This is a genomic window from Acinetobacter sp. YH12136 (assembly GCF_013418545.1).
GTDB classification, from domain to species: Bacteria; Pseudomonadota; Gammaproteobacteria; order Pseudomonadales; family Moraxellaceae; genus Acinetobacter; species Acinetobacter towneri.
Genome location: NZ_VPBV01000001.1, coordinates 191,132 through 215,095, shown reverse-complemented (window position 1 = coordinate 215,095; position 23,964 = coordinate 191,132). Strand labels below are relative to the sequence as shown.

Below are 23,964 nucleotides of genomic sequence, written 5' to 3'. Positions count from 1 at the left end.
CAGACAAGGGCATAGCATAGCAAAGCTCGGAAAAACTGCTTATAGATAACCTTGTGGATAACTTGGAAAGTTAGGAGATAATTTTTCTAAATCAAGCAAGGGCTTGATCTAGTGCAAAAAATACCCATTTTGTAACTTAATATTTCTTAAATGTGCCCAAAAATCACTAAAACTAGAAAAATACTATAAATTCAATGCTTAATAAAAATACAACAAAATACTACGCAGATGTATCATTTTGGTGAACAGTATCTTGTTTACAATGTAAACGTGTGTATATTGCAAACTATATCAAGCCCTATCTCTCAGATTTTAAAAGGATAGGTTGAATCCAATAAAGGGACAGACTATGAGTCAAGAAGAAAAGTTAACAAAAATTTTAATTGTTGAAGATGATGAACGTCTTGCACGACTTACGCAGGAATACTTAATTCGTAATGGTTTAGAAGTTGGGGTAGAACCAGATGGCAACCGCGCGATTCGCCGTATTATTGCCGAGCAACCCGATCTTGTGGTGCTCGATGTGATGTTACCAGGTGCCGATGGTTTAACTATTTGCCGTGAAGTTCGTCCACATTATCACCAACCGATTTTGATGTTGACTGCACGTACCGAAGATATGGATCAGGTGCTAGGTTTGGAAATGGGTGCCGATGACTATGTTGCAAAACCTGTGCAGCCGCGCGTATTGTTGGCGCGTATTCGTGCTTTATTACGCCGTACCGACAATGTGACTGAAGATGAAGTCGCACAGCGCATTGAATTTGATGATTTAGTGATTGATAACGGTGGCCGTTCTGTGACTTTAAATGGTGAATTGGTTGATTTCACCAGCGCAGAATATGACTTATTATGGTTATTGGCTTCGAATGCAGGGCGTATTTTATCTCGTGAAGATATTTTTGAGCGTCTGCGCGGCATTGAATATGATGGTCAAGACCGTTCAATTGATGTGCGTATTTCGCGTATTCGTCCAAAAATTGGCGATGATCCTGAAAATCCAAAACGTATTAAAACGGTACGCAGTAAAGGTTATTTGTTCGTTAAAGAAACCAACGGCATGTAATACGCTTTTTTCTGAGTTTAATACCGACTCAAATATAAAATAAGTCACATAGGACGGGTTTTGTGCTTAAACACAGTATATTCTTGCGCATCTATGCAGGATTGGTGATCTTAGTTGCGGTAGTTGCCATTTTGGCTTACTTATTGGTGCAAATCATCAACTATCAGCGTGCGCAAGAATATCGTGAGTCTTTAACTGATGGTATGGCTTATATTATTAGTGAAGGGATTGCACGACAACAAAACGAACAGCAAAAGAAAGACTGGATTTCTGATGCATCGGATTTGCTAGAATTGCCCATGTATTATGTGCAGGCAGACAAAGTAGATTTGTCGCGCACAGAGCTTCGACGGATTAAAGAACGTAAAGCCGCTGTGCGCTTTGATGCCAAAAATATGATTGCCTATATTATTTTGGGCATGAAAGATGATCCAAGTCATTATTTATATATCAAGGCAGATAAAATCACAGAACGGCAAATGAAAGCATTGCCGATTTTTGTTTTAGATTATTTGGTGTATTACCCAGGTCAGGAAAAAGAATATCTGGCCAAAATTCAGCAGCACTTTTCTTATCCAGTCAATATTAAAAATATTCAGGAACTTCCACTCGATTCAGAACAGATTGGTAGTTTAAGACTCGATCAAAGCATTATTTTATATCGTGACAATGCCACTGTGCGTGGTACAACCATCTCGATTGTGTCACCGATGCCAAACTCCCCCTCAGAAGTTTTGGTTTTAGGGCCTGTGCCGTTATTTGACTGGATGCCATTCCAGTTGGCAGCAGGTATTACCTTGCTCAGTATGTTTATGTTGAGTTTAGGGGTTTACGGTCTGATCTTGCCTATGCAGCGTAAAATTCGCCAAGTGAACTATGCCTTAGACCGTACCAAATCGGGCGATTTAAACATGCGTTTGCCTGTAGATGGCACAGATGAAATGGCAAGTTTAGCATCGAGCTATAACAGCATGTCCGACCATATTCAGCGTTTGATTGAGGCGCAGCGTGAACTGATGCGTGCTGTTTCGCATGAGCTGCGCACGCCTGTGGCACGTATCCGTTTTGGTATGGAAATGCTGGCAGAAGAAGATGATTATGAATACCGCTTACAGCAAGTCGAAATGATTGATAAAGATATCGAGGCTTTAAACACCTTGATTGATGAGATCCTGACCTATGCCAAGCTTGAACAGGGCATGCCATCTTTAGAGATTGAAAAAATTGTTTTGGTTGAAGTGCTAGAGCAGGTGGTTACGGAAACCGAAGCGCTGAAAACTCAAAAAGATATTCAGTTGCTTGCACCACCTGTAACGTTGGAAGTGGAAGCTGAACGCCGTTACCTGCACCGTGTGGTACAGAATTTGGTGGGCAATGCAGTCCGTTACTGTGAGCATAAAATTTTGATCAGTGGCGGCATTAACGAGCAAGGCATGGCCTATGTTTGTGTGGAAGATGATGGGCCAGGGATTCCTGAACAAGACCGTGCACGTGTATTTGAAGTCTTTGCCCGTTTGGATGACAGCCGTACCCGCGCTTCAGGTGGTTACGGTTTAGGATTACCTATTGTGAGCCGCATTGCTTATTGGTTTGGTGGGAAGGTTGAAGTCGATCAGAGTCCGAACTTGGGCGGTGCACGTTTTACGATGGTTTGGCCGGCCAAACGGTTTCGTAAGCCAAGAAAAAAAGCCGCAGCAGAGAAAGAAAAAACCACCGATTCATTGACTTGATTTGAGTGCATCAAAACTAATTTTAGACATAAAAAAACCAGTGCAATTCAAGGCACTGGTTTTTTTTATTGCTTTTTTATCTCTATGCAGATCAATCTACAGCTGATTGCGATTCTTTATATTGCTGATCGGCCTGTTCAAAACGGTCTGTCACTTCATGACTTGGTGCTTTGCCCAATAAACTCACCACCACAATCGCAATCCAAGAACACACAAAACCTGGAATAATTTCATAAATACCCGTATCTGCCCAAAGGTTTTTCCAAAGTATCACCATTAGTGCGCCAACAACCATCCCCGCCAATGCACCATTTAAAGTCATGCGTTTCCAGAACAAAGACAGAATAATCAGCGGGCCAAATGCTGCACCGAAGCCTGCCCAAGCATAAGAAACCAATCCCAAGACTTTCGATTCAGGATTACCCGCCATACAAATAGCAAGCAGTGCAATCATGAGAACCATGCCACGTCCGACCCAGACCAATTCATTTTGTGAAGCATTTTTGCGTAAGAAAGATTTGTAAAAATCTTCAGTTAAAGTACTTGAGCAGACCAAAAGTTGACAGCTTAGGGTACTCATCACAGCAGCTAAAATTGCCGCCAGTACCACACCTGCTACCCACGGGTTAAACAGAATTTTGGTAAGTTCCATAAATACTGTTTCAGGGTTGGCATTGACCACACCTGCCAGTTCAGGATGTTGTTGGAAGTAGGCGATACCAAAAAAGCCTGCAGCCACCGCACCGCCTAAACATAAGGTCATCCATGTCATGCCAATACGACGTGCATTCGGAATAGACTTGACTGAATCAACCGCCATAAAACGCACTAAAATATGTGGTTGTCCAAAATAGCCTAAGCCCCATGCCATGAGGGAAATGATCGCCACCCAGCTTAAATCACCGACTAAATTCAGCGCTTGCGGGCGAGCTGCTTCTAAAGCAAGTGTAACTTGGCTGAGGTCAGAAAAGCTGAGTAGGGTAATGATTGGGGTCAGCAAGAGCGCAAAAATCATCAAGCCAGCTTGAATGGTGTCCGTCCAGCTGACTGCCAAGAAACCACCAATAAACACATAGCTAATGGTCGCAATGGCACTAATCCACAATGCAGTGCTGTAAGGCAAATCAAACATACTTTCAAATAAGCGCGCCCCTGCGACCATGCCCGAAGCACAATAAATTGCAAAGAAAACTAGAATTACGCAGGCAGATACAATTCTTAAGATTTTTCTTTGATCATTAAAACGATTTGAAAAATAGTCAGGCAAAGTCAGAGCATTGTGCTGTACTTCGGTGTGTACGCGTAAACGGCCTGCCACCAAAAGCCAGTTTAACCATGCGCCAATAACCAGACCAATCGCAATCCAAATTTCAGACAAACCTGAAAGATAAATGGCACCAGGCAAGCCCATCAGCAACCAACCACTCATATCGGATGCGCCTGCAGAAAGTGCGGTAACAAAACTGCCAAGACGGCGACCACCTAAAATGTAGTCCGAGAAGTTTTGAGTCGCGCGATAAGCCAATAAACCAATGACAATCATGGCGACAATATAGAACAGGAAAGTAATAATGGTGGGATTGAGTGCGCTCATACAGTATCCATTTGGGTTTTGGACAGTCGACTAAAATACTGGCCGCTGCTAGATGTAAGTCACTCAATTTGGTGAGTGCAGACACTCATTTGCGGTGCTGATTTCATCAATAAACGCGAAATTTAAACATACATTAAAAAATATTTCAGATTTTTTTCTGAATGTGCATAAAAATAGGCAGCTTGAAAGCTGCCTATCATCTTGATGTTTATCTGATTTGCTTATGGATTATTACGTCCCATAACACCACGAATGGTGTTCAAGACATCTGCAGGTAAGACCACAGTTTTGGCATTGTTCGATTTCGCCATATCTTGCATGGCTTTCACGTATTGCTCACCCAATAAGTACGCCACAGGAATTTCTTTATCACCTACCGCAGAGCTGACCATTTCAATAGCGCGTTGTGAAGATTCTGCCAATACAACTTGTGCTTCAGCATCACGACGCGAAGCTTCTAAACGACCATCGGCTTCTAAAATAGCTGCTTGTTTTTCACCATCGGCTTTGGTTACGGTAGCACGACGCTGACGCTCTGCTGCAGCTTGTTCTTCCATCGCTGCCTGCATGGTATGCGATGGTTTAATATCCTGAATTTCTACAGTTTTAAGGGTAATTCCCCAGTCTGAAATATCATCAGAAATGGCTGCTTTGAGTTTGGCTTTGATGTGATCGCGCGAAGACAAGGCATCATCCAAATCCATTTCACCCACAATAGAACGCAATGAGGTTTGAACAAGGTTTTGAATCGCCCAAGTATAGTTTTCAATGCCATACACTGCTTTTTCAGGAGTCGTGAGATTAATGTACGCTACCGCATTCATGAGCAGAACTGCGTTGTCACGGGTAATGACTTCCTGAGATGGAATATCTAATACAATATCTTTGGTGGTGACTTTATAGGCCACTTCATCGACATAAGGAATGACGAAGTTAAGTCCCGGTGCAAGTGTGGTGTGGTATTTACCCAGACGTTGCACAATCCACTTATAACCTTGCGGAACAATTCGCACGCCTTTAAAAATGGTAATTCCAACAAAGGCTAAAATCGCTAAAACAATAATAGATCCACCAGACATTTTAATTTCTCACTTTTTCGTTGTCATGTGCGCTGTGATGCGGCTGCACCACCAAATCATTACCCAAAATATCAATCACGCGAATACGATCTCCCACTTGCACAGGGCTTGTGGTGCGGCAGTTCCATTCGTCTGAACCAAGTACGGGCATCGGGAAACGGACTTTAATTTGATCATGTTCCAAGTTGGTTTGAATAACCATGCCAATTTGTCCAATAGTGGCTTCGCGTGACAAGCCTGCTTTGGTTTTATCGGTAGATAAGGGTTTGATAAATTTAAACCACGCCAAGGTACACAGTACCGACAAGATAATCCACATCACCAATTGGGTGGTGGTACCCATCATGGGGAACATCCAGTATAAAATACCGACCATGACTGCCCCAATACCAAACCATAAAGCGGCAAACGCAGGCAAGACCAGTTCTGAAAGCATTAACAGAACGCCTAGTACAAACCAGTGCCAAGGTTCAAGAACGAATTCCATACATCTACTCGCGTATTTTTACGATTGGTTAATTCTAATTGCTTAGAGAAACGCATCGACTTAAAAAGATGCGCTCTCATCACTTTAACAGATCAATAAGTTTATGAATATTAAAAAAATCACTGAATCCTAAAATTTCGGACGCGGTGCAGGTTTCAGCGCGGCAGGTGATTTTTTAAAGTTATTGATGGCTTGCAGAATTGCTTTGACCTGTAATTGTGCGGCTTTTTCACCTTCTAAAATGGTTTGGTTACTGGCTTTTAAATCTAGAGTACCAATATGTCCAACTTTAGGTTGAATCACGATATTGGCCTGCGCCAATTCCTGATTGATGCTTTGCTGCCCCATAATATTGAGGGTTTGATCGAGTAAGCCCCACATGCTGACAGGTTGATTGCCTGTCGGACGTGCAGAAATATCCACTGCAATGACTAAGTCGGCACCCATCGCTTTAGCCGTCTGTACGGGAATTGGGCTGACCAAGCCGCCATCCACATATTGTGTTCCGCCAATGGTGGCAGGTACAAAAACATTCGGAATACTGCAAGAGGCACGTACGGCTTGACCAGCATTGCCTTTAATAAAGTCGGCTTTACGTCCATTATCTAAACGTGTGGCAACGGCAGCAAAACGAATTGGAAATTTTTCAATCGGTTTATTTGCCACGTGTTGATTGACAAAGTCTTGTAACTTTTGACCTGCAATAAAACCCTGACGGTTTAAGGTTAAATCACGAATGTCGGATTCTTTAAAGGTTAGGGCAATATGTTGGAGCTGATAAGGACTTTTACCACTGGCGTATAAACTGCCGACAAAGCTGCCTGCACTGGTGCCTGTGACAATTTTTGGTTTAATCCCGTGAGACTCTAAAACTTTAATGACGCCAATATGTGCAAAACCTTTAGCACCACCGCCACCCAGCGCCAGTGCAATTACAGGTTCACGTGCTTGGATAGGTGTGGTGCTTGGCGGTGTTTTTGTTGTTTTGTCGCAGCCAGCCAAAGTTAGAGCTAGTACGCCCACTAAAGAATAACGAATCAGTTGCATATCAAATCTAAATTTAGATCAAAGAATATTGCGCCCATCTGAACAAAAAATAGAAACTTTGACTAGCCCTTTTTCAAAAGCTTTTGTAACGGTTTTGCCAACCAATGTGGATTTTTAGCCGAAAACTTGCCGTGATATTGCGTATAAATTGCATCTAAATCTTGAGCATAATCGCCCGTAGGATGAAACACGCCCAAAATATGAATGGTTTTGTGTGCATAATCAAAAGAGAACATCACAATTGGGATATTGGCGCCGTAGGCAATATGGTAAAAGCCACTGCGGATATTTTCGGCTTGTTTACGTGTGCCTTCGGGCGCCATACCAATCCAGATTTTTTCTTTTTTTCGTACAATATCAATAATATCTTGGGTATGTCCTTGAGGAGAATGGCGCACCACAGGAATTACCCCAATCCAGTTTAAAAGTGGCTTGAGTGGGGTTTCAAATAAAGTGTGCTTACCAAAAATAGTAATTTGAATACCTAAACCGAGTAGGGCGGTAAAACCATGCCACGCATCAATATTTGACGTATGCGGTGAGATAATAGCAACTGCTTTGGGCAAGTTGGGAAATTCGCCCACCATTTGCCAGCCTTGCGCCAAAAAAATATTTTTAAATAAAGCACGACTGCTGGCTGTTCCACGTTGTGGAACTTGGTCGGGTAACTGTGGAAATTGCCGTGCACTGCGTGCAAAAGGATTGGTGATTTTCATGAATGCGATGTCATCCTGACGTGCGTGATTAACAACAATAAATACCCAATATCATGACGCATGAATCTAAATCTATTCAAGATATTAGACTTTCGCTTTGTCTGATTCATTGGCAAAATAGTCGAAATCTGAATGTGAAAGTGATGAAAAATAACAATCCATTATTCAAAATTTTAGTGTAGTACTGCGTTTTTTTGATCTTTTGCCCATATCTAAATTGAGATGCTATGCCCAATTTGCGCCAAACTTATTTGTTGTTATTTTCTCTGTATTGGGCGCAGGGCTTGCCTGTTGGTTTTATGACCCATGCCTTGCCTGTGATTTTACGTGCGCAAGGTGTGTCTTTGGCACATATTGGCGGTTTCGGTTTGTTAATGCTGCCATGGTCAATCAAAGTGTTTTGGGCACCTTTGGTGGATCGCTTTGGACATTCATATTTTGGGCATTATCGTAGCTGGATTTTGCCGTGCCAGTGGCTGAGTGTTTTGGTGCTGATTGGGCTGTCCTTTTTACCGATTGAGTCCTTAAATCATCCTATCTATTTGTGGGTGTTTTTTGTGGCTTTGCTCGGTATGAACTTGGTCGGTGCAACCCAAGATATTGCCACCGATGGTTTGGCGGTCAATATTTTACAAGCCAAACAGCAACATTGGGGTAATATCTTTCAGGTGGTTGGTTCACGACTGGGCTTTATTGTGGGTGGTGGTGCAATGCTGTGGGCATTGGATTGGCTAGATTGGCAAAAAACTTTCTTAATTTTAGCGGGATTGGTGTTTTTAAATACCTTGCCAATTGTAATGTTTAAAGAGCCACAACATGCTGCTAAACAAGTGCTTGTTCAAGCTCAAAGTAAAATGTCATTTCACGCACGTCTTGCTGCGATTCGTGAATATCTGCGCTATTTTGTGGAAACGCCTGTACTGTACGCATGGCTATGGGTGTTACTCAGCTTTAAAATTGCCGATGGTTTGGCTGGCCCTTTATTAAAACCTTTAATGGTAGATTTAGGCTTAAGCTTTTCTCAAATTGGCATTTATGTGACCATGTTGGGAGCCATGGCCGCTTTGTTAGGTGCAGGCATCGCAGGGTTGATGCTGAAATGGTGGTCTAGAGCGCATGCCCTCATCATTTTTTCTGTGCTTAAAATTTTGAGTTTAGTGGCCTATGCTTATTTGGCTGAATTGTATGAACAGCAAGTTGATGTTGCACACTGGCTGATTTATAGCATTAATGCTGCAGAAGATTTGTGCTCTGCCATGTTACTTGTGGTGATGCTGACCTTGATTATGCAGTACAGCCGTAAACAATACGCAGGGACCGACTTTACATTTCAGGTTGCGATTATGGCGACTGTGAGCGGGGTACTCTATACCCTGAGTGGAATGTTGGGCGATGCTTTAGGCTATGCGAATTACTTGCTGTTGATTTGTGTTGTTGCGATTTTATGCCTTGTCACGATCTGGAAATGGGCAAAGCTTGCGAAAAGCGCTCACTCATCCACGCTCGAATAAGAAGATAGATCATCAAGACAGAATGACAGGCTTAAACCACTTTAAAAAATTCATTGAGTGGAAAAAATAAAAGCGACCTTTAAAGAGTCGCTGGAGTATAAAAGGTATCCACATTGAAGCAGATACCGATCTCGTTTTTGTGATTTTCAAAAATTATTATTTGCGCTTTCAGTGCTTCACTTCGGCAGCGCAGGCAGTATAACGTTAAATTATGACAATCCTGCGACAGTTTAAGTCGCATAGAGATGTGTTGCAGGTAAAATCAGCATATTCTAGCTGCGGTATGGGGTATTGATTGCCTGTGTCCATTGTTGGTGATTACAACGCGGGCAGACTTCATTGGCATGTTTAAGTAAACGGACATGCCCGCAATACATGCAGGCATAATAAGTGTGTGGAACTATGCGGTACGCGAGTTGGCAAGCTTTAGGAAATAAGGGTAAACCATAGCGTGTGGCATCGCCATGAAAAAACAACATGCTGAATTTTCCATCACTTTCTAGTAAGCCAACACGTACTTGCCCTAAATGCTCCACGCCTTGTTGGCGCATTTCGGCAAAGAATTCATCATGCGACATTTTACCGTACTTAATTTTTTCTAAGACCAATTCACCATCTTCTACAATATATAGCGATTTACCTTCAATCAAATCTTCAAAGGGTTGGTATTTCATCATGAGCCATGTGGTCAGGCGATACATCCCAATCACCACTGTCATCACCACCAAGGCATGTACCAAGGGTAAATCTTCAGTGAACATAGGGTCGCCCGCAATAGAACCGAGCGATAAAATAATGGCCAATTCAAAAATAGAAAGCTGGCGTACTCCGCGTTTTCCTGTGAGGCGTAAAAATAGAATAATCATGCCAAACATGAGTGCAGCACGAATCATTAATTCTGCAACAAATGTCCATGTGGTGTCGTGAATGAAGATGGTGAACCAATCCATAGATTGTCTATTTTGTTATTTTGATGCTTGATACTATGCTTAAATTGAGTGGGTAAAATAGTGGTTTTGAGTAAAGAACTGCAATTATTTTAGTGGTTTAGAAACATAGAAATTTGTTATATTGCCTAAAAACTATAAATACAAAAATAATGAATCAGAAGATGAATTCACAACTATTACAATTTGCCAAATCTATGCGTCATGCTGCTACGGATGCTGAAAATTTGCTGTGGCAACTACTTAGTGCAAACGCTTTATGGTGCTCAAATTTAGACGTCCGTAGATGATTGAACCGTATATTGTAGATTTTTACTGTCATGAGATTGGCTTGGTCATTGAGTTGAATGGCGGTCAGCACAATACGGAAAATGGTCAGGCTTATGATGTCGAGCGCACTCAGTTTTTAGAGACTTTGGGCTTAACTGTCGTGCAGTATTGGAATTCTGATGTGTTGGGAAGGGTGGATGTGGTGTTGGAGGATTTGTGGCAGGTGTGTTCTGAATTGAAAAATACCTCTTTTATTAAAGAGGTATTTTGAAAATTATCGACGATTGCTTGATTCAAAATCTACACGGGGATCAGCACTTTCCGTAGTTACTCTGTAATTTGACGGTAAATTAACAGAATCTTTAACCCATGTAGGTCTAGGACGGCTAGAAGCTGTTAGGGTTGTTAAAGTATTTTGATTATTTCTTGATGTAGAGTTTTGAGAGTTCTGTGTATGTCTGGACATTGCATTCTCCCGTTAACCATAAAATTAATAGATATAGACATAATATGCTAAAAATAGCTGCTGCACAATTAATCTCTGAATAAGCTTTTTCTAAAGCAATAACTTTGTCTTCAAGCATTTGGGCATTTCGAGAAATTAAATCCTGATAAATTTCTCCCATATACCACAGGCATGTTCTTTCGTCATTATCCATAAAAGTGTTAATTAAATTGGTGTCATCCAACGGAACTTTTTCTAGTGCAGAAAGACTAAGTACTTTTGCAATTTTATACCAACAGCTTAGAATTGCTATAAACAAGATTACACATAAAATATATAAAATCCATTTAGTTAATGAAGTGCAAGCATAAGCAGTAAAAGTTTCTAACTTGGTTAGTGCTGCTGAGTAGGCAACTATCACAATACCAACCATTGTTGAATATTTAATTGCTTTATCATCCAGTGATTTACTTCTATCGATCTCTAGTTGATATTCATGCTTGGAAACTTCAAATAGAATTTTATATTTATTGATGTCATCTTGGCTCATATTGAAAAACAAAGGGCTGAATAATCAGCCCTTTATACACAAATTAGATCAAACTAACAACACATTAAAGCGCTGCAATCTGCTCCATATTCGCTTTAATTTTCGCTAACTGATCTGCAAATTCAGCAAGTTTCACTTTCTCGCCTTCAACCACAGCCGCAGGGGCTTTCGCCACAAAACCTTCATTTGCAAGTTTAGTTGCAATTTGGTCATGCTGCTTTTGAACCTTGTCTAAGTCTTTTTGTAGACGACCCAATTCTGCTTTCGGGTCAATCAAACCCTTCATTGGAACGAATACAGACACGTGACCGACTACAGAAGAAGAAGACAATGGTGGTTGTTCACCATCTGCCAAGAAGGTAATGCTTTCAACTTTCGCCAATGCTTTAAACAACGGTTCAATACGAGAAATTTGTGCTTTTTCTGCTTCAGTCGTGTTCTGTAAAAGTACAGGCAATAAACGTGCATTACCTAGACCCATTTCACCACGAATGTTACGCACCGCACCAATCAAACCTTGTAGCCATTGCATATCTGCTTCGGCTTGTTCGTTGATTTTGGCTTCATCTGCAACAGGGTAGTTTGCCAACATAATGGTTTCGCCACCCAAGCCAATCATTGGCGCAAGGGTTTGCCAAATTTCTTCAGTTAAGTACGGCATGATTGGATGAGCAAGACGTAAAGAAGCTTCCATCACCGCAAGCAATACACGACGAACTTCGGCTTTGCGTTCTTCAGAAACAGACTCATCATTCAGAACAGGTTTGGTTAGCTCTACATACCAGTCGCAGTATTCATTCCAAATAAAGTCATAAATCGCTTGCGCAGCCAAGTCTAAACGGTAAGTTGCAAACGCTTGATGAACAGCTTGCTCTGCCTTTTGTAAACGGCTCACAATCCACTGTTCAGGCAATTCCCAAAGGTCTTGACGTGCCTCTTGACCAACCGTTTGACCTTCAACATTCATCAATACAAAACGGGTAGCATTCCAAATTTTGTTGGCAAAGTTACGATAACCTTCCACACGTTTCATATCAAACTTGATGTCACGACCTGTATTTGCCAATGCGCAGAAGGTAAAACGAACCGCGTCTGTGCCATAAGCCTGAATCCCTTCTGGGAATTCTTTGCGGGTCGATTTTTCAATTTTCGCTGCTTGTTTCGGGTTCATCAAACCCGTCGTACGTTTCTGTACTAAAGTTTCAAGATCTACACCGTCAATCAAGTCTAATGGGTCAAGCACGTTGCCCTTAGACTTCGACATTTTTTGACCTTCGCTGTCACGTACCAAACCGTGAACGTAAACTGTTTTGAACGGTACTTGTGGCGTGCCATCTTCATTCTTCATGAAGTGCATGGTCATCATGATCATACGCGCCACCCAGAAGAAGATGATGTCAAAACCTGTCACCAATACATCAGTGGAGTGGAAGGTATTTAAGAAGTAGTTTTCTGCATCTTTCTTGGCATCACCCGTCCAACCTAAGGTCGAGAATGTCCAAAGTGCAGAGGAGAACCATGTATCCAGTACGTCTTCGTCTTGGTTTAATTGAACATCGGCAGGGATATTATTTTTCGTACGAACTTCTTCTTCGTTACGACCTACATAAACATTGCCTTCAGCATCGTACCAAGCAGGAATACGGTGACCCCACCACAATTGACGCGAGATACACCAGTCTTGAATGTTGTTCATCCACGCCATATACATATTGCTGTATTGTTCAGGCACGAACTTGATGCGACCATCTTTCACTGCTTCAATTGCAGGCTGCGCCAACGGTGCAATTTTGACATACCATTGATCTGTCAATAATGGCTCAACAATTACGCCCGAACGGTCACCGCGAGGTGGTTTCAAGGTGTACGGTTGGATTTGATCTAACCAACCTTCGCTTTCCGCTTGTTCAACTAATTTTTTACGTGCTTCAAAACGCTCTAAACCAATGTAGTCTGCAGGTGCAGGAATGGTTTTAGAAATTTGTTCGCCTGCTTTCGCAATATATTCAAACTCAGCCAATACTTCAGCATTTTTGTTGAAGATGTTGATGATTGGTAATTCGCAGCGTTTACCGACTTCATAGTCATTGAAGTCGTGTGCAGGGGTAATTTTCACACAGCCTGTACCGAATTCTTTGTCGACATATTCATCTTTAACGATTGGAACCGCACGACCAGTAATTGGGAGGATGATGTTTTGACCAACAAGGTGCGAATAACGCTCATCATCAAGGGCAACCGCAACCGCTGTATCACCTAACAATGTTTCAGGACGAGTGGTTGCCACCACAATATGATCTTTACCATCGTGTGTGCGTAGTGATTTATCTTCAAAGAAGTATTTGAAGTGCCAGAGTGAACCTTGTTCTTCTTTATCCGACTCAACTTCTAGGTCAGATAGGGCAGTTTGTAATTTTGGATCCCAGTTTACAAGGCGTTTACCACGGTAAATTAAACCTTCTTCGTGTAGTTTCACGAAAACTTCTTTCACTGCATTCGATAAGCCTTCGTCCATAGTGAAGCGTTCACGTGACCAATCTACCGAAGAACCTAAACGGCGGATTTGACGGGTAATGTTACCGCCAGATTGTTCTTTCCATTCCCAGACTTTTTCGATGAATTTTTCACGACCTAAGTCATGGCGGCTGATATTTTGCGCGCCCAATTGACGCTCTACTACCATTTGTGTGGCAATACCCGCGTGGTCTGTACCCGGTTGCCATAAAGTATTTTTACCCGACATACGGTTAAAGCGCGTGAGGGCATCCATAATGGCGTTGTTAAAACCATGACCCATGTGCAAGCTACCTGTGACGTTTGGTGGCGGAATCATGATACAGAATGATTCGCCTTTTTCAGACGGCTTAAAGTAGCCGTTTTCTTCCCAAGTCTTGTACCATTTTTTCTCGATCTCGGTAGGATCGTAGGTTGTAGCAATATTTTGCGCTGAATCAGTCATAGTAAGAACAGGTTAAAAGTGAATAAAAAATTGCAACTATTGTAGCAAAAAAATTGCCCGCTAAGCGAGATTCAACTCAGCCAAACTTATCGCAATTGGCAGTTGGGCAAACTCATCGTATGATGGGCGACAAGTATGATAAAAACTTCAAGTTCTCCGTTGCCTGTAACACTGTTTTAAACTGGGTTTAAGCAATGGATTTTAAAATAGATGAAAACACATCAATACGGTCAAAATAGGCAAGTTCAGTTATGACTTATGCTGTATCTTTAAAATTAAAACCAGAAACATATCAAAGATTTCAACACATTCATCAACAACTCAATGCAGGTGAATCGGAAAGTTTATCTAAAGCTTTGGGGGCGGTACTGACCGATATTTCTTGTGAAATTATTGAGCAACTTTTTGGTGAATTGTCACGTTCTAGTCATTCACTGGATGGTGAATCTGAAAAAATTATTCAGCAAGTCATACAAACCATGCAAAAATATATGCCATGGTCGGTGTCGTTTTTTGGCAATGAACGCTTAACGCCTATGGTGAATTATCTGGCAAGCATGATGTATCAGCAGGAAGGGCAAGGTTTTGTGACTTATCCTGTCGATAGTATTGTTATGAAAGAAACGTTGGGTTGTATTGAGCAAATTCGGCAGGGCAACAGTGCATGTATTGCGCCTGCATTTAAAGGGTTTACTCAAATTATTGATCAGGGCGTGGGTTATTTAATTCGTGATCCGAAAAAAATGCTGAAATTTAATTTGGTGGTCGATAAAACTTTAAACGGCGTGATTCATTTGACTACGCAACTGGGGTATAAACGCCTAGAAAAAATGGGTGCGCAATTCGATTTGGAAAGTGCAGAAATTTATTTGAACCATTTTCTTGGTTTTTTACAGCATCCTGCACAGCTGAAAGCTTAAATTTTAATGACTTAGATTCTTCAATAACGCGGACAAACGGTTATGGCAAAACGAGAAAACTTAGAACATAAAGTGGTGTGGATTACAGGCGCATCTTCAGGAATTGGTAAAGCACTGGCCAAAGAATGTGCTTTACAGGGTGCGCAAGTCATTTTAACCGCACGCCGTTATGAAGAGTTGGAAAAAGTACGTGTGAGTTTGTTGAACCCTGAACGCCATCTTTCAGTCTGTGCAGACATCACCAATGAAAGTCAGGTTTTACATGCTTATGAGCAAGTTTTGGCGCGTAAAGGACGCATTGACTGGCTAATTAATAATGCAGGTTTAAGTCAGCGTGCTTTAATTGCCGATACCACTATGCAGACTGAACGCACCATTATGGAAGTGGATTATTTTTCTCAGGTCTTTCTGACCAAAACTGTCTTGCCGACCTTTTTACAGCAAAAACATGGTCGCATTATTTTTGTATCTAGTGTTGCAGCATTATTGGGTACGCAATATCGCGCGTCATATTCTGCAGCGAAAAGTGCCATTCACATGTGGGCGAATAGTTTGCGTGCCGAAGTAGCGGAGCAGGGCGTACAGGTTTCAGTTGTTTTCCCAGGATTTGTGAATACCAATGTGTCTTTTAATGCGTTGAATGGTGAAGGCAAACCACAAGGGCATCAAGATGAAGCCATTGAAAATGGTTTAGATGCAGATGAATTTGCCAAAACCACAGTAAAAGCCTTGATGGCAGGGGAAGAATATATTGTGGTGGGTGGTGCTAAAGAAAAACTGGGCGTGTTGGTGTCGCGTTTATCGCCAAGTACTTTATATAAAATGATTCGTAAAACCAAAGTGAAGTAATTTTTAATCAAAGTGACTTCAAAATAAAATAATAAAAACAAAAAGAAGGATGAGCCATGCGTTTAATGATGAATGGTATTTTTTTATTTATCAGCGCGTGGCTTTTCGCTTTCTTAGGGATGACTCAAACGACATTTGCCAAATTACAAACAAACGATGATTCGTTGTGTAAACAACCTGAATATATTGAAAAGATTTTACGACAGCACACAAATACAACCACAGTGAATGAGGACTTTTTGGCTTGTGCGGATTTCCCCAATGTTCCTGAACAAACTTTAATTGCTTATGCTGAAACTCAGACAAAAGATGATCAACCTGTAGATGATTATCAGCTGACTTTTTTAACCGTAAATAGTAAAACGCAAAAGCTTCATTCAATCTATCACGTGAAAGAGCTTTTGCCTTCAGATGCAATTGAACTGCGTTCTATCCAATTAGATTTGGCGCCGTATCAAGTTTCTGAAAGCTTAAGGGCAATTGGTTTAAGAAGGAATTATGCAGGACGTTCAAGTGCCAATCCATTTTCGGCGCAAGTACTCGATTTATATGATTTACAACATAACAAGAAAATTTTAAACGGCTTAATCGTAGCGCGCTATCAGGCAGAAACCGATACACGTTGTAATGCCAAAGTAATAGAAAGCAAAGCTATTTTAATGATCTTGCGAAATACAACTCGACAATATTTTGATATGCAATTACGTGATCGTATTCAACATTATGAAATGTCGGGCGATTTAGAAAATTGCAAAGAAACTAAACGAGTGTCTACTCAACAGCGTTTCACTTTAAAATTTGATGGTCGGCAATATCAAATTCCTCAGCCTTATCGAGATCAGTATTTATACTAAATTCTTTACAAACGCTGAAAGATGTACTCAGCGTTTTGCAGAGAATTGACTAACGCTATTTTGAACCGCCGTTCCATAAGCAAAGACTTCGACCATGCCGCCTTGCATCCCCAATTCTGTGGTGCTTAAACGCAGCCCCATAATATGATTTGCGCCCATTTTTTCAGCTTCTAATTTTAAACGGACGATGGCTTCACGACGCGCCCGCTCGACAATACTTTCATAACTGGTCAAGCGCCCGCCAAAGAAGTTCTGAATATTGGCAATCACAAACTTAAAATAATCGTGAGAAATGACCACATTGCTGTGTATCAATTGCCCAAAATTGGGACTGGTCTGGAAGCGGTTATTATCAATCTGAATATAACTTAAACGCAGTTCTTGCTCGGCTAAATATTTGAAATGTTTGCGTTCGTTGTGTCGCCCAAAACCAAAGCCTACGGCAAATAAAATCGCAAAGACAACAATTTGCAGAATTAAATTATCCATGTGATGTTATTCCTGTTCAATAATCTTTGCTTTAGTGTGATGCTGGAAATGGGTCTGGAAGTTTAGGAATATCTGCCTCGACCACCACTGCTGTACCATAAACAAACAATTCCGAAGCACCTTGAGCGATATTTGAAGTAGAAAAGCGAATCCCAACAATAGCATTGGCACCTAAACCACGTGCTTTAGCAATCATACGATCCATCGCTTCTTGGCGTGATTCTTCTAGTAATTCGGTATAAGCCGTTAATTCACCACCGACAATATTTTTGAGTCCTGCCAAGAAGTCACGCCCCACATGCTTACTGCGTACGGTGCTGCCATAGACCACATCAATTTGCCGTGAAATACGATGACCTGGTACAGATTCAAGATTACTAAGCAACATAAGATTCTAATATTTAAAAACAAGACGTATTGAAGATATGAAATGTGCTTGCAAAAAGCAATAAAAAAGCCCACCGAAGTGAGCTGATTTAGTCTTTATATCTGAGCTGTTAAGCAGCAAATTTAAGGTAGACGCAAAGACTTATTGCGCTTTACGTTCTGCCGATGATGCAGGTTGTGATGTGGCATCTGAAGTATTGGCTTTCACACCGCCACCCAAAGATTTATACAACTCCACCTGATTGTTCAAATTGGCTTGTTCCAACAACAATAAACCTTGTTCTGCTGCATAAGACGTACGCTGTGCATCCAACACGGTTAAATAGTTGTCAATGCCTGCGCGGAAGCGTGCATTAGATAATTTATAAGTGGTATTGGTCGCATCAACCAAGCGTTTTTGTGCCGCTAAACGATCACCAATATTTTGACGAACTGCCAAAGCATCATTCACTTCACGGAATGCAGACTGAATTGATTTTTCATAGTCAGCCAAAGCAATTTGTTGATCCGTTTCTGAAATTTTGATGTTGGCTTGGCGTGTGCCCCAATCAAAAATTGGCAAGTCGATGCTCGGGCCCACTGCCCAAACAAAACTGCCTGATTTAAACAAATCACTCAAGTCAGTTGATGCATAGCCTGCATTGCCCGTGAGGCTAATGCTTGGGAATAAACGTGCTTTTGCTGCACCAATATTGGCACCCGCAGCCGATAGTCGATACTCTGCAGTACGAATATCAGGACGGTTATTCAGCAAGTCACTTGGTAAGCCAGCGCCAATTGCGGTAGTTTTGGTAATGTGCGTCACACGCTGCGTTGGCAATAACGCACTTGGAACTTGTTCGCCCACCAACAAGTTCAGCAAGTTTTGTGCTTGCGCGACTTGGGTTTTGTAGTTGGCGACATCATTACGTGCAGTTTCAACTGAAATTTGTGCCTGACGGACAGGTAATTCACTATCAATGCCGACATCAAAACGCTTTTTGTTGAGGTTATAAGACTCAAGCTGTGTTTTTAAGGTTTGGTCTGCCAGTTTTAAATTGGCATTGGCAAAAGAATAGTTGAGCCATGCTTGCGCCACCTGACCAATCAAGGCAATTTGTGTGGCATCACGCGAGCTTTGAGTTGCCAAGAAGTTATCTAATGCATTGTCTTTTAAGCTGCGTACACGACCCCAAAAATCTAGTTCGTAGGCAGTTACACCTAAACCAACGTTATAGCGTGTGTGTGTGCCTAAAGCAGTACCTTGGTCTTGACGCAGTACGCCACCGCTAGCACCAATGGTAGGTAACTGGTTGTTTTCGGTAATTTGATAGGCTTGTTGGGCACGTTGGATATTCAGCGTCGCTGTGCGTAAATCACGGTTATTGTTCAATGCCATATCCAAAACTTGTAATAAGCGTTGATCGGCAAAGAAATCTTTATAACCTTGTTCAGCAACTGAAGTACCCGATGCAGCAGCAGTATAGCTGCTTGGAATACTTGCCTGAGCGACGGGCTCTGGCCCACGCATACTTTGACAAGCTGTCAAAGCAAGCGCGAGGGCAGAAACCGCAATACCACGGCCTGTATGCGACCATAAGTTTTGCATCACGATACATGCTCCTGATTATTTTGTTGTTTTGGTTTGTATTTAAAGATACTTCTAATCCAGACATAGAATACAGGAATAAAGAAGATCCCTAACAAGGTTGAGCTAATCACACCACCTAACACACCATAACCTACTGAGTGTTGGCTACCTGCACCCGCACCTGATGAAAGTGCAAGCGGCAATACACCAAAACCAAAGGCCAAAGTGGTCATAATGATTGGGCGTAAACGCATTTTTGCAGCATGCAAGGTCGCTTCAAACAGGTCTTCACCTTTTTCTTGTAGCTCTTTGGCAAATTCCACAATCAAAATCGCGTTTTTGGCTGATAAACCAATCACGGCAATAATCGCCACTTGGAAGTAAATGTTGTTGGATAGGTTCGGGTTTTTGAACAAGATCATGCCCCCGAAGGTGAGCAATAATGCTCCGACAATACCCAACGGTACCACCAACAGCACCGAGAATGGAATAGACCAGCTTTCATACAAGGCTGCCAAACACAAGAATACAATCAGTAATGACAGTGCATAGAGGAATGGTGCCTGATCGCCCGATTCACGTTCTTCAAGTGATAAACCTGTCCATTCATAGTCAAAGCCGTTTAAGCCCATAGATGGAAGTTTTGCGACAATTTCTTCCATCGCTTGCATGGCTTCACCAGAGCTGACACCTGGCGCAGGTGCACCCTGAATGTTCTTGGCAGATACGCCGTTATAGCGTTCCAAACGAGGTGAACCATAAATCCATTCACCTGTTGCAAAGGCAGAGAATGGCACCATTTCACCACGGTTGTTGCGGACATACCACTTGTTCAGGTCTTCAGGCATCATGCGTGAATCAGATTCGGCTTGCACATAGACTTTTTTCACGCGACCACGGTCAATAAAGTCATTGATGTACGAACCACCCCAAGCCATGCCCATGGTGCTGTTGATTTCAGCAATGCTGACACCTGCCGCACCTGCTTGCGCTTGGTCAATAATAATACGGTACTGTGGTGTATCTTCTTGACCATTTGGACGTACGCCCATTAAGCGAGGGTCTTTAGATGCTTCACCCAACACAATATTACGTGCCATGGTGAGTTTTTCATGACCATTGCCCGCAGCATCTTTCAGTTGCAAGTTAAAGCCTGAGCTGACACCTAATTCTGGCATCGCAGGAAGCTGTAATGGCATGATGTAAGTGGCATCTTTCACAATCATGTTCAGTGCCATACCACGCTGGATAATTGCACCAACTTGAGATTCAGGGCTTGTACGCTCACTCCAGTCTTTTAACTTAATGAACGCCATACCTGCGTTTTGACCAACGCCTGAGAAAGAGAAGCCTGAAACACTAAATACCGATTGCACATGCTCTTTTTCATTTTCTCTGAAAAAGTTGGTCATGCTGGTCATGGTGGCGTCAGTACGTTCCAAAGTTGCATTTGGTGGGAGTTGTACCAATGTCATCACCACGCCCTGATCTTCATCAGGCAAGAATGATGATGGTAGTTTTTGGAACACTAACACAATAATGCCCAGTACCACTGCATATAAAACCCCCGAGAAGATTTTATGATGCGTCATGCGGTTAACACCACCTTGATATTTAACCGAGAGCTTATCGAAACTGCGGTTAAACCAGCGGAAGAAACGCGCAAAAATACCGTTGCTTTCAGGCTTGTTTGGATCGTGTTGTTTAAGAATCGTGGCACATAGGGCAGGGGTAAAGGTCAACGCTACGACCAGTGACAACACCATTGCAGTCACAAGCGTAATTGAGAATTGACGATAAATAACGCCTGTAGTCCCACCAAAGAATGCCATAGGTACGAATACCGCAGACAATACCGAGGTAATCCCGATCAGTGCGCCTGAAATCTGTTTCATCGACTTTTCAGTCGCCGCCACAGGGTCAAGATGTTCTTCGACCATGACACGTTCTACGTTTTCCACCACGACAATTGCGTCATCGACCAATAGACCAATCGCCAGTACCATGGCAAACATGGTCAGGGTGTTAATCGAGAAGCCAAACATGTTGATCACGGCAAAGGTACCCAGTACCACTACAGGCACGGCCATGGTTGGAATAATTGTGGCGCGCCAGTTCTGCAAGAACAGGAACATCACAATAAAGACCAAAATGATCGCTTCAATTAAGGTTTTAACAACACTCTTAATTGAAAGTTCAATAAATGGCGTGGTATCAAAAGCCAACTCATCCTTTAAACCCGCAGGGTAGTTAGGACGTAATTGCTTAAGGCGTTCTTCTACAGCAGCAGCGGTATCTAGGGCGTTAGCACCTGTAGATAATTTAATTGCGACACCGCCCGCAGGCTTGCCGTTGTATTTAGAAATAAACTGATAGTTGTCTGCACCAAGTTCAATTCGTGCGACATCACCCAAGCGCACTTGAGCGCCCGAAGCGGTATTTTTTAGGAAAATATTGCTGAATTGTTCAGGTGTTTGGAGCAAGCTTTGTGCAGTTACCGTAGCATTCAAAGCCTGACCTTGAATTGCAGGCGCACCGCCCAATTGACCTACCGCAACCTGTGCGTTTTGGGTACGAATCGCTTGAGCAATATCACTTGGTGTGACTTGCAAGCTTGCCATTTTGGCAGGATCCATCCAAATACGCATTGCGTATGAGCCACCAAAGACTTGTACTTCACCCACACCTGCAACACGGCTCAGCGGTTCAGAAATGTTAGAGTTAACATAGTCTTTAATATCATCGGCAGACAGGCTTTCATCAGGTGAATAAAAAGCGAGAACCTGTAAGAAGCTCGCTCCTGATTTGGTCACTTTCACGCCTTGACGTTGCACATCATCAGGCAAGAGCGCCGTAGCAGATTGCAATTTGTTCTGTACTTGAACCTGTGCAATATCTGGGTCGATACCTTGTTCAAAGTTTAACGTAATGGATGCAGAACCGTTCCCCGCACTGTTGGATGAAATATAGCGCAGACCATCCAAGCCGTTCATTTGTTGTTCAATAATTTGCGTTACTGTGTTTTCCACAGTTTCAGCAGATGCACCCGGATAGGTTGCAGCAATGGTGACCGTTGGCGGTGCAATGGTCGGATATTGGGCAATTGGCATATTGGTGAGGGTAATAATCCCCGCCAACATGATTACCAATGAAATCACCCATGCAAAAATGGGGCGATGAATAAAAAAGTGAGCCATTAACGTCTACTCCTTATGTATTTGAAGTAGCTTTTGATTCAGTTGCTTGGGCTTCTGAGGCTGGTTTGGCATCCCCCGATTTTGCTGGTGCAGCAGGTGCAGCTTGAGGAGCAGCGCCTTGCGGTTGATACGGCTTAGCGACCACTTGCTGTTCAGGTTTTACTTTGGCAATACCTTCGACAATCACTTTATCGCCAGTTTGCAAACCTTCAGTCACAATCCAGTTGCTGCCTTGCGTACCAACTGTGGTCACAGGACGCGGTTCAACAATACCTTTGGCATTCACAATCATTGCCATTGCCTGACCTGTTGGGGTACGGCTAATCGCAGCTTGTGGAATTAAGATTGCGTTAGGAATCACACCTTGCACAATTTGCGCAGTGGCAAACATACCCGGCAATAATAAATGATTTGAATTTGGGAACACGGCGCGTAAAGTCACGGTGCCTGTTTCTGGGTTCACGCTGGCATCAGAAAAAGCCAAACGACCTTCAAGAGGGTAGTAGCTGCCATCTTCAAGTTTTAATTTTACTTTGGTGTTGTTGCTGCTATTTAAACTACCTTGACTCAATTGCTGACGTAAACGTAGTAACTCTGCGCTGGACTGATTGATGTCTACATAAATTGGGTCTAAGCGTTGAATCGTCACCAACGGTTCCGCCTGACTAGCCGTAACCAATGCACCTGCAGTCACAGTAGAGCGGTTAGTTTGCCCTGAAATTGGGGCACGTACAGTCGAATAGCCTAGGTTAATTTCGGCATTGCGTACTTCTGCTTGAGTCGCAGCAACATCGGCTTCGGCAAGTTTTACCTGTGCCACAATGTCATCATATTCTTGTTTAGAGATTGCATTGCTGCCTACCAACTGACGGTAACGACCTTCTTTAATGCGTAACACATTCAATTGCGCTTGCTGGCGGGTGAGTGCTGCACGGCTACTGTCTAGACTGGCACGGTTGGTACGTGAGTCAATTTCATAAAGCGCCTGACCCTCACGCACGTAGCTGCCTTCGGTAAATAAACGTTTCAGAACCACACCACTGGTTTGTGGGCGAACTTCTGAAATTTCAAAGGCTGTGGTACGTCCAGACAGCTCTACAGACTGTTCCACGCTTTGTGGCTGTGCCACCAGTACGCCAACCTCAGTCGGTGGCATTTGCTGAGCTGCACCTGCTTGCTGTGCATCTTTTGGATCTTTGCTACAACCCACAAGTGCTAAACTTGTGGCTAATGCGCAAGCAGTCAGGGCAGGAGCCCAAAGCTTTGCAGACATCATTCTTTCACCTCTATTAGATTT

Annotated in this window: 19 protein-coding genes and 1 pseudogene; 7 read left to right on the top strand and 13 right to left on the bottom strand. The window is 42.5% G+C overall.

From position 1 onward, the window contains the following. The first annotated feature begins 349 nt into the window (after positions 1 to 349). Complete coding sequence (gene bfmR, locus FTU71_RS01045) at positions 350 to 1,066, top strand: response regulator transcription factor BfmR (RefSeq protein WP_070152993.1); 717 nt, start codon at positions 350 to 352, stop codon at positions 1,064 to 1,066. Between the two features lie 62 nt (positions 1,067 to 1,128). Continuing rightward, positions 1,129 to 2,796, top strand: a complete 1,668-nt coding sequence (bfmS, locus tag FTU71_RS01040; protein WP_208011914.1) for a sensor histidine kinase BfmS — start codon at positions 1,129 to 1,131, stop codon at positions 2,794 to 2,796. Positions 2,797 to 2,887: 91 nt separating this feature from the next. Here bfmS and putP read toward each other — a convergent pair whose 3' ends face one another. From putP to FTU71_RS01015, 5 genes are all read right to left on the bottom strand, one after another. Continuing rightward, entirely contained in the window at positions 2,888 to 4,390 is a 1,503-nt protein-coding gene (putP, locus tag FTU71_RS01035; RefSeq protein WP_180111166.1) for a sodium/proline symporter PutP, read from the bottom strand. 221 nt (positions 4,391 to 4,611) lie between these two features. After that, positions 4,612 to 5,469, bottom strand: coding sequence for an SPFH domain-containing protein (locus tag FTU71_RS01030; RefSeq protein ID WP_004972306.1), 858 nt, complete (start codon positions 5,467 to 5,469; stop codon positions 4,612 to 4,614). Between the two features lies 1 nt (position 5,470). After that, positions 5,471 to 5,956 (bottom strand): NfeD family protein, encoded by a 486-nt coding sequence (locus FTU71_RS01025; protein WP_096902094.1) that lies wholly within the window; start codon positions 5,954 to 5,956, stop codon positions 5,471 to 5,473. Positions 5,957 to 6,085: 129 nt separating this feature from the next. Further along, complete coding sequence (locus tag FTU71_RS01020; RefSeq protein WP_096902052.1) at positions 6,086 to 7,003, bottom strand: patatin-like phospholipase family protein; 918 nt, start codon at positions 7,001 to 7,003, stop codon at positions 6,086 to 6,088. A gap of 62 nt (positions 7,004 to 7,065) precedes the next feature. Further along, on the bottom strand, positions 7,066 to 7,719 hold the full coding sequence (locus FTU71_RS01015) for a 1-acyl-sn-glycerol-3-phosphate acyltransferase (RefSeq protein ID WP_178319243.1): 654 nt from the start codon (positions 7,717 to 7,719) through the stop codon (positions 7,066 to 7,068). Positions 7,720 to 7,946: 227 nt separating this feature from the next. Here FTU71_RS01015 and FTU71_RS01010 point away from each other — a divergent pair, with 227 nt between their 5' ends. Further along, positions 7,947 to 9,230, top strand: a complete 1,284-nt coding sequence (locus FTU71_RS01010) for an MFS transporter (protein ID WP_180111164.1) — start codon at positions 7,947 to 7,949, stop codon at positions 9,228 to 9,230. Positions 9,231 to 9,502: 272 nt separating this feature from the next. Here the strand turns inward: FTU71_RS01010 and FTU71_RS01005 are convergent, their stop codons facing one another. After that, positions 9,503 to 10,180, bottom strand: coding sequence for a YetF domain-containing protein (locus FTU71_RS01005; RefSeq protein WP_178866190.1), 678 nt, complete (start codon positions 10,178 to 10,180; stop codon positions 9,503 to 9,505). Positions 10,181 to 10,329: 149 nt separating this feature from the next. On the opposite strand from FTU71_RS01005, the pseudogene FTU71_RS01000 reads away from it, so the two are divergent. Beyond that, positions 10,330 to 10,718, top strand: a pseudogene (locus FTU71_RS01000) (endonuclease domain-containing protein). Positions 10,719 to 10,866: 148 nt separating this feature from the next. Here FTU71_RS01000 and FTU71_RS00995 read toward each other — a convergent pair. Both FTU71_RS00995 and FTU71_RS00990 read right to left on the bottom strand, forming a co-directional pair. After that, entirely contained in the window at positions 10,867 to 11,442 is a 576-nt protein-coding gene (locus tag FTU71_RS00995; RefSeq protein ID WP_136144609.1) for a hypothetical protein, read from the bottom strand. A gap of 64 nt (positions 11,443 to 11,506) precedes the next feature. Beyond that, complete coding sequence (locus tag FTU71_RS00990) at positions 11,507 to 14,401, bottom strand: valine--tRNA ligase (RefSeq protein WP_179996903.1); 2,895 nt, start codon at positions 14,399 to 14,401, stop codon at positions 11,507 to 11,509. Between the two features lie 251 nt (positions 14,402 to 14,652). On the opposite strand from FTU71_RS00990, the gene FTU71_RS00985 reads away from it, so the two are divergent. The 3 genes from FTU71_RS00985 to FTU71_RS00975 are packed head-to-tail and all read left to right on the top strand — an operon-like array spanning position 14,653 to position 17,024. Then, entirely contained in the window at positions 14,653 to 15,321 is a 669-nt protein-coding gene (locus FTU71_RS00985; RefSeq protein WP_179993607.1) for a hypothetical protein, read from the top strand. Between the two features lie 42 nt (positions 15,322 to 15,363). Continuing rightward, the gene (locus FTU71_RS00980; RefSeq protein WP_179993606.1) at positions 15,364 to 16,170 is read left to right on the top strand and encodes an SDR family NAD(P)-dependent oxidoreductase; all 807 of its coding nucleotides are present in this window, start codon (positions 15,364 to 15,366) and stop codon (positions 16,168 to 16,170) included. 56 nt (positions 16,171 to 16,226) lie between these two features. Beyond that, complete coding sequence (locus FTU71_RS00975; RefSeq protein WP_179993605.1) at positions 16,227 to 17,024, top strand: hypothetical protein; 798 nt, start codon at positions 16,227 to 16,229, stop codon at positions 17,022 to 17,024. A 27-nt stretch (positions 17,025 to 17,051) separates the two neighbouring features. Here the strand turns inward: FTU71_RS00975 and FTU71_RS00970 are convergent, their stop codons facing one another. The 5 genes from FTU71_RS00970 to FTU71_RS00950 all read right to left on the bottom strand — a co-directional run bounded on the left by FTU71_RS00970 (position 17,052) and on the right by FTU71_RS00950 (position 23,943). Continuing rightward, on the bottom strand, positions 17,052 to 17,513 hold the full coding sequence (locus FTU71_RS00970; RefSeq protein WP_004972286.1) for a YbjQ family protein: 462 nt from the start codon (positions 17,511 to 17,513) through the stop codon (positions 17,052 to 17,054). A 31-nt stretch (positions 17,514 to 17,544) separates the two neighbouring features. Beyond that, positions 17,545 to 17,901 (bottom strand): YbjQ family protein, encoded by a 357-nt coding sequence (locus FTU71_RS00965; protein WP_004972285.1) that lies wholly within the window; start codon positions 17,899 to 17,901, stop codon positions 17,545 to 17,547. 141 nt (positions 17,902 to 18,042) lie between these two features. Next, the gene (gene adeK, locus FTU71_RS00960) at positions 18,043 to 19,488 is read right to left on the bottom strand and encodes a multidrug efflux RND transporter AdeIJK outer membrane channel subunit AdeK (RefSeq protein ID WP_178319252.1); all 1,446 of its coding nucleotides are present in this window, start codon (positions 19,486 to 19,488) and stop codon (positions 18,043 to 18,045) included. Beyond that, entirely contained in the window at positions 19,488 to 22,667 is a 3,180-nt protein-coding gene (locus FTU71_RS00955; protein WP_179993604.1) for an efflux RND transporter permease subunit, read from the bottom strand. The genes adeK and FTU71_RS00955 overlap by 1 nt, the downstream gene beginning before the upstream one ends. A 13-nt stretch (positions 22,668 to 22,680) precedes the next feature. Continuing rightward, positions 22,681 to 23,943: an efflux RND transporter periplasmic adaptor subunit gene (locus tag FTU71_RS00950; protein ID WP_179993603.1), complete on the bottom strand. Its 1,263-nt coding sequence runs from the start codon at positions 23,941 to 23,943 to the stop codon at positions 22,681 to 22,683. Positions 23,944 to 23,964: the final 21 nt, after the last annotated feature.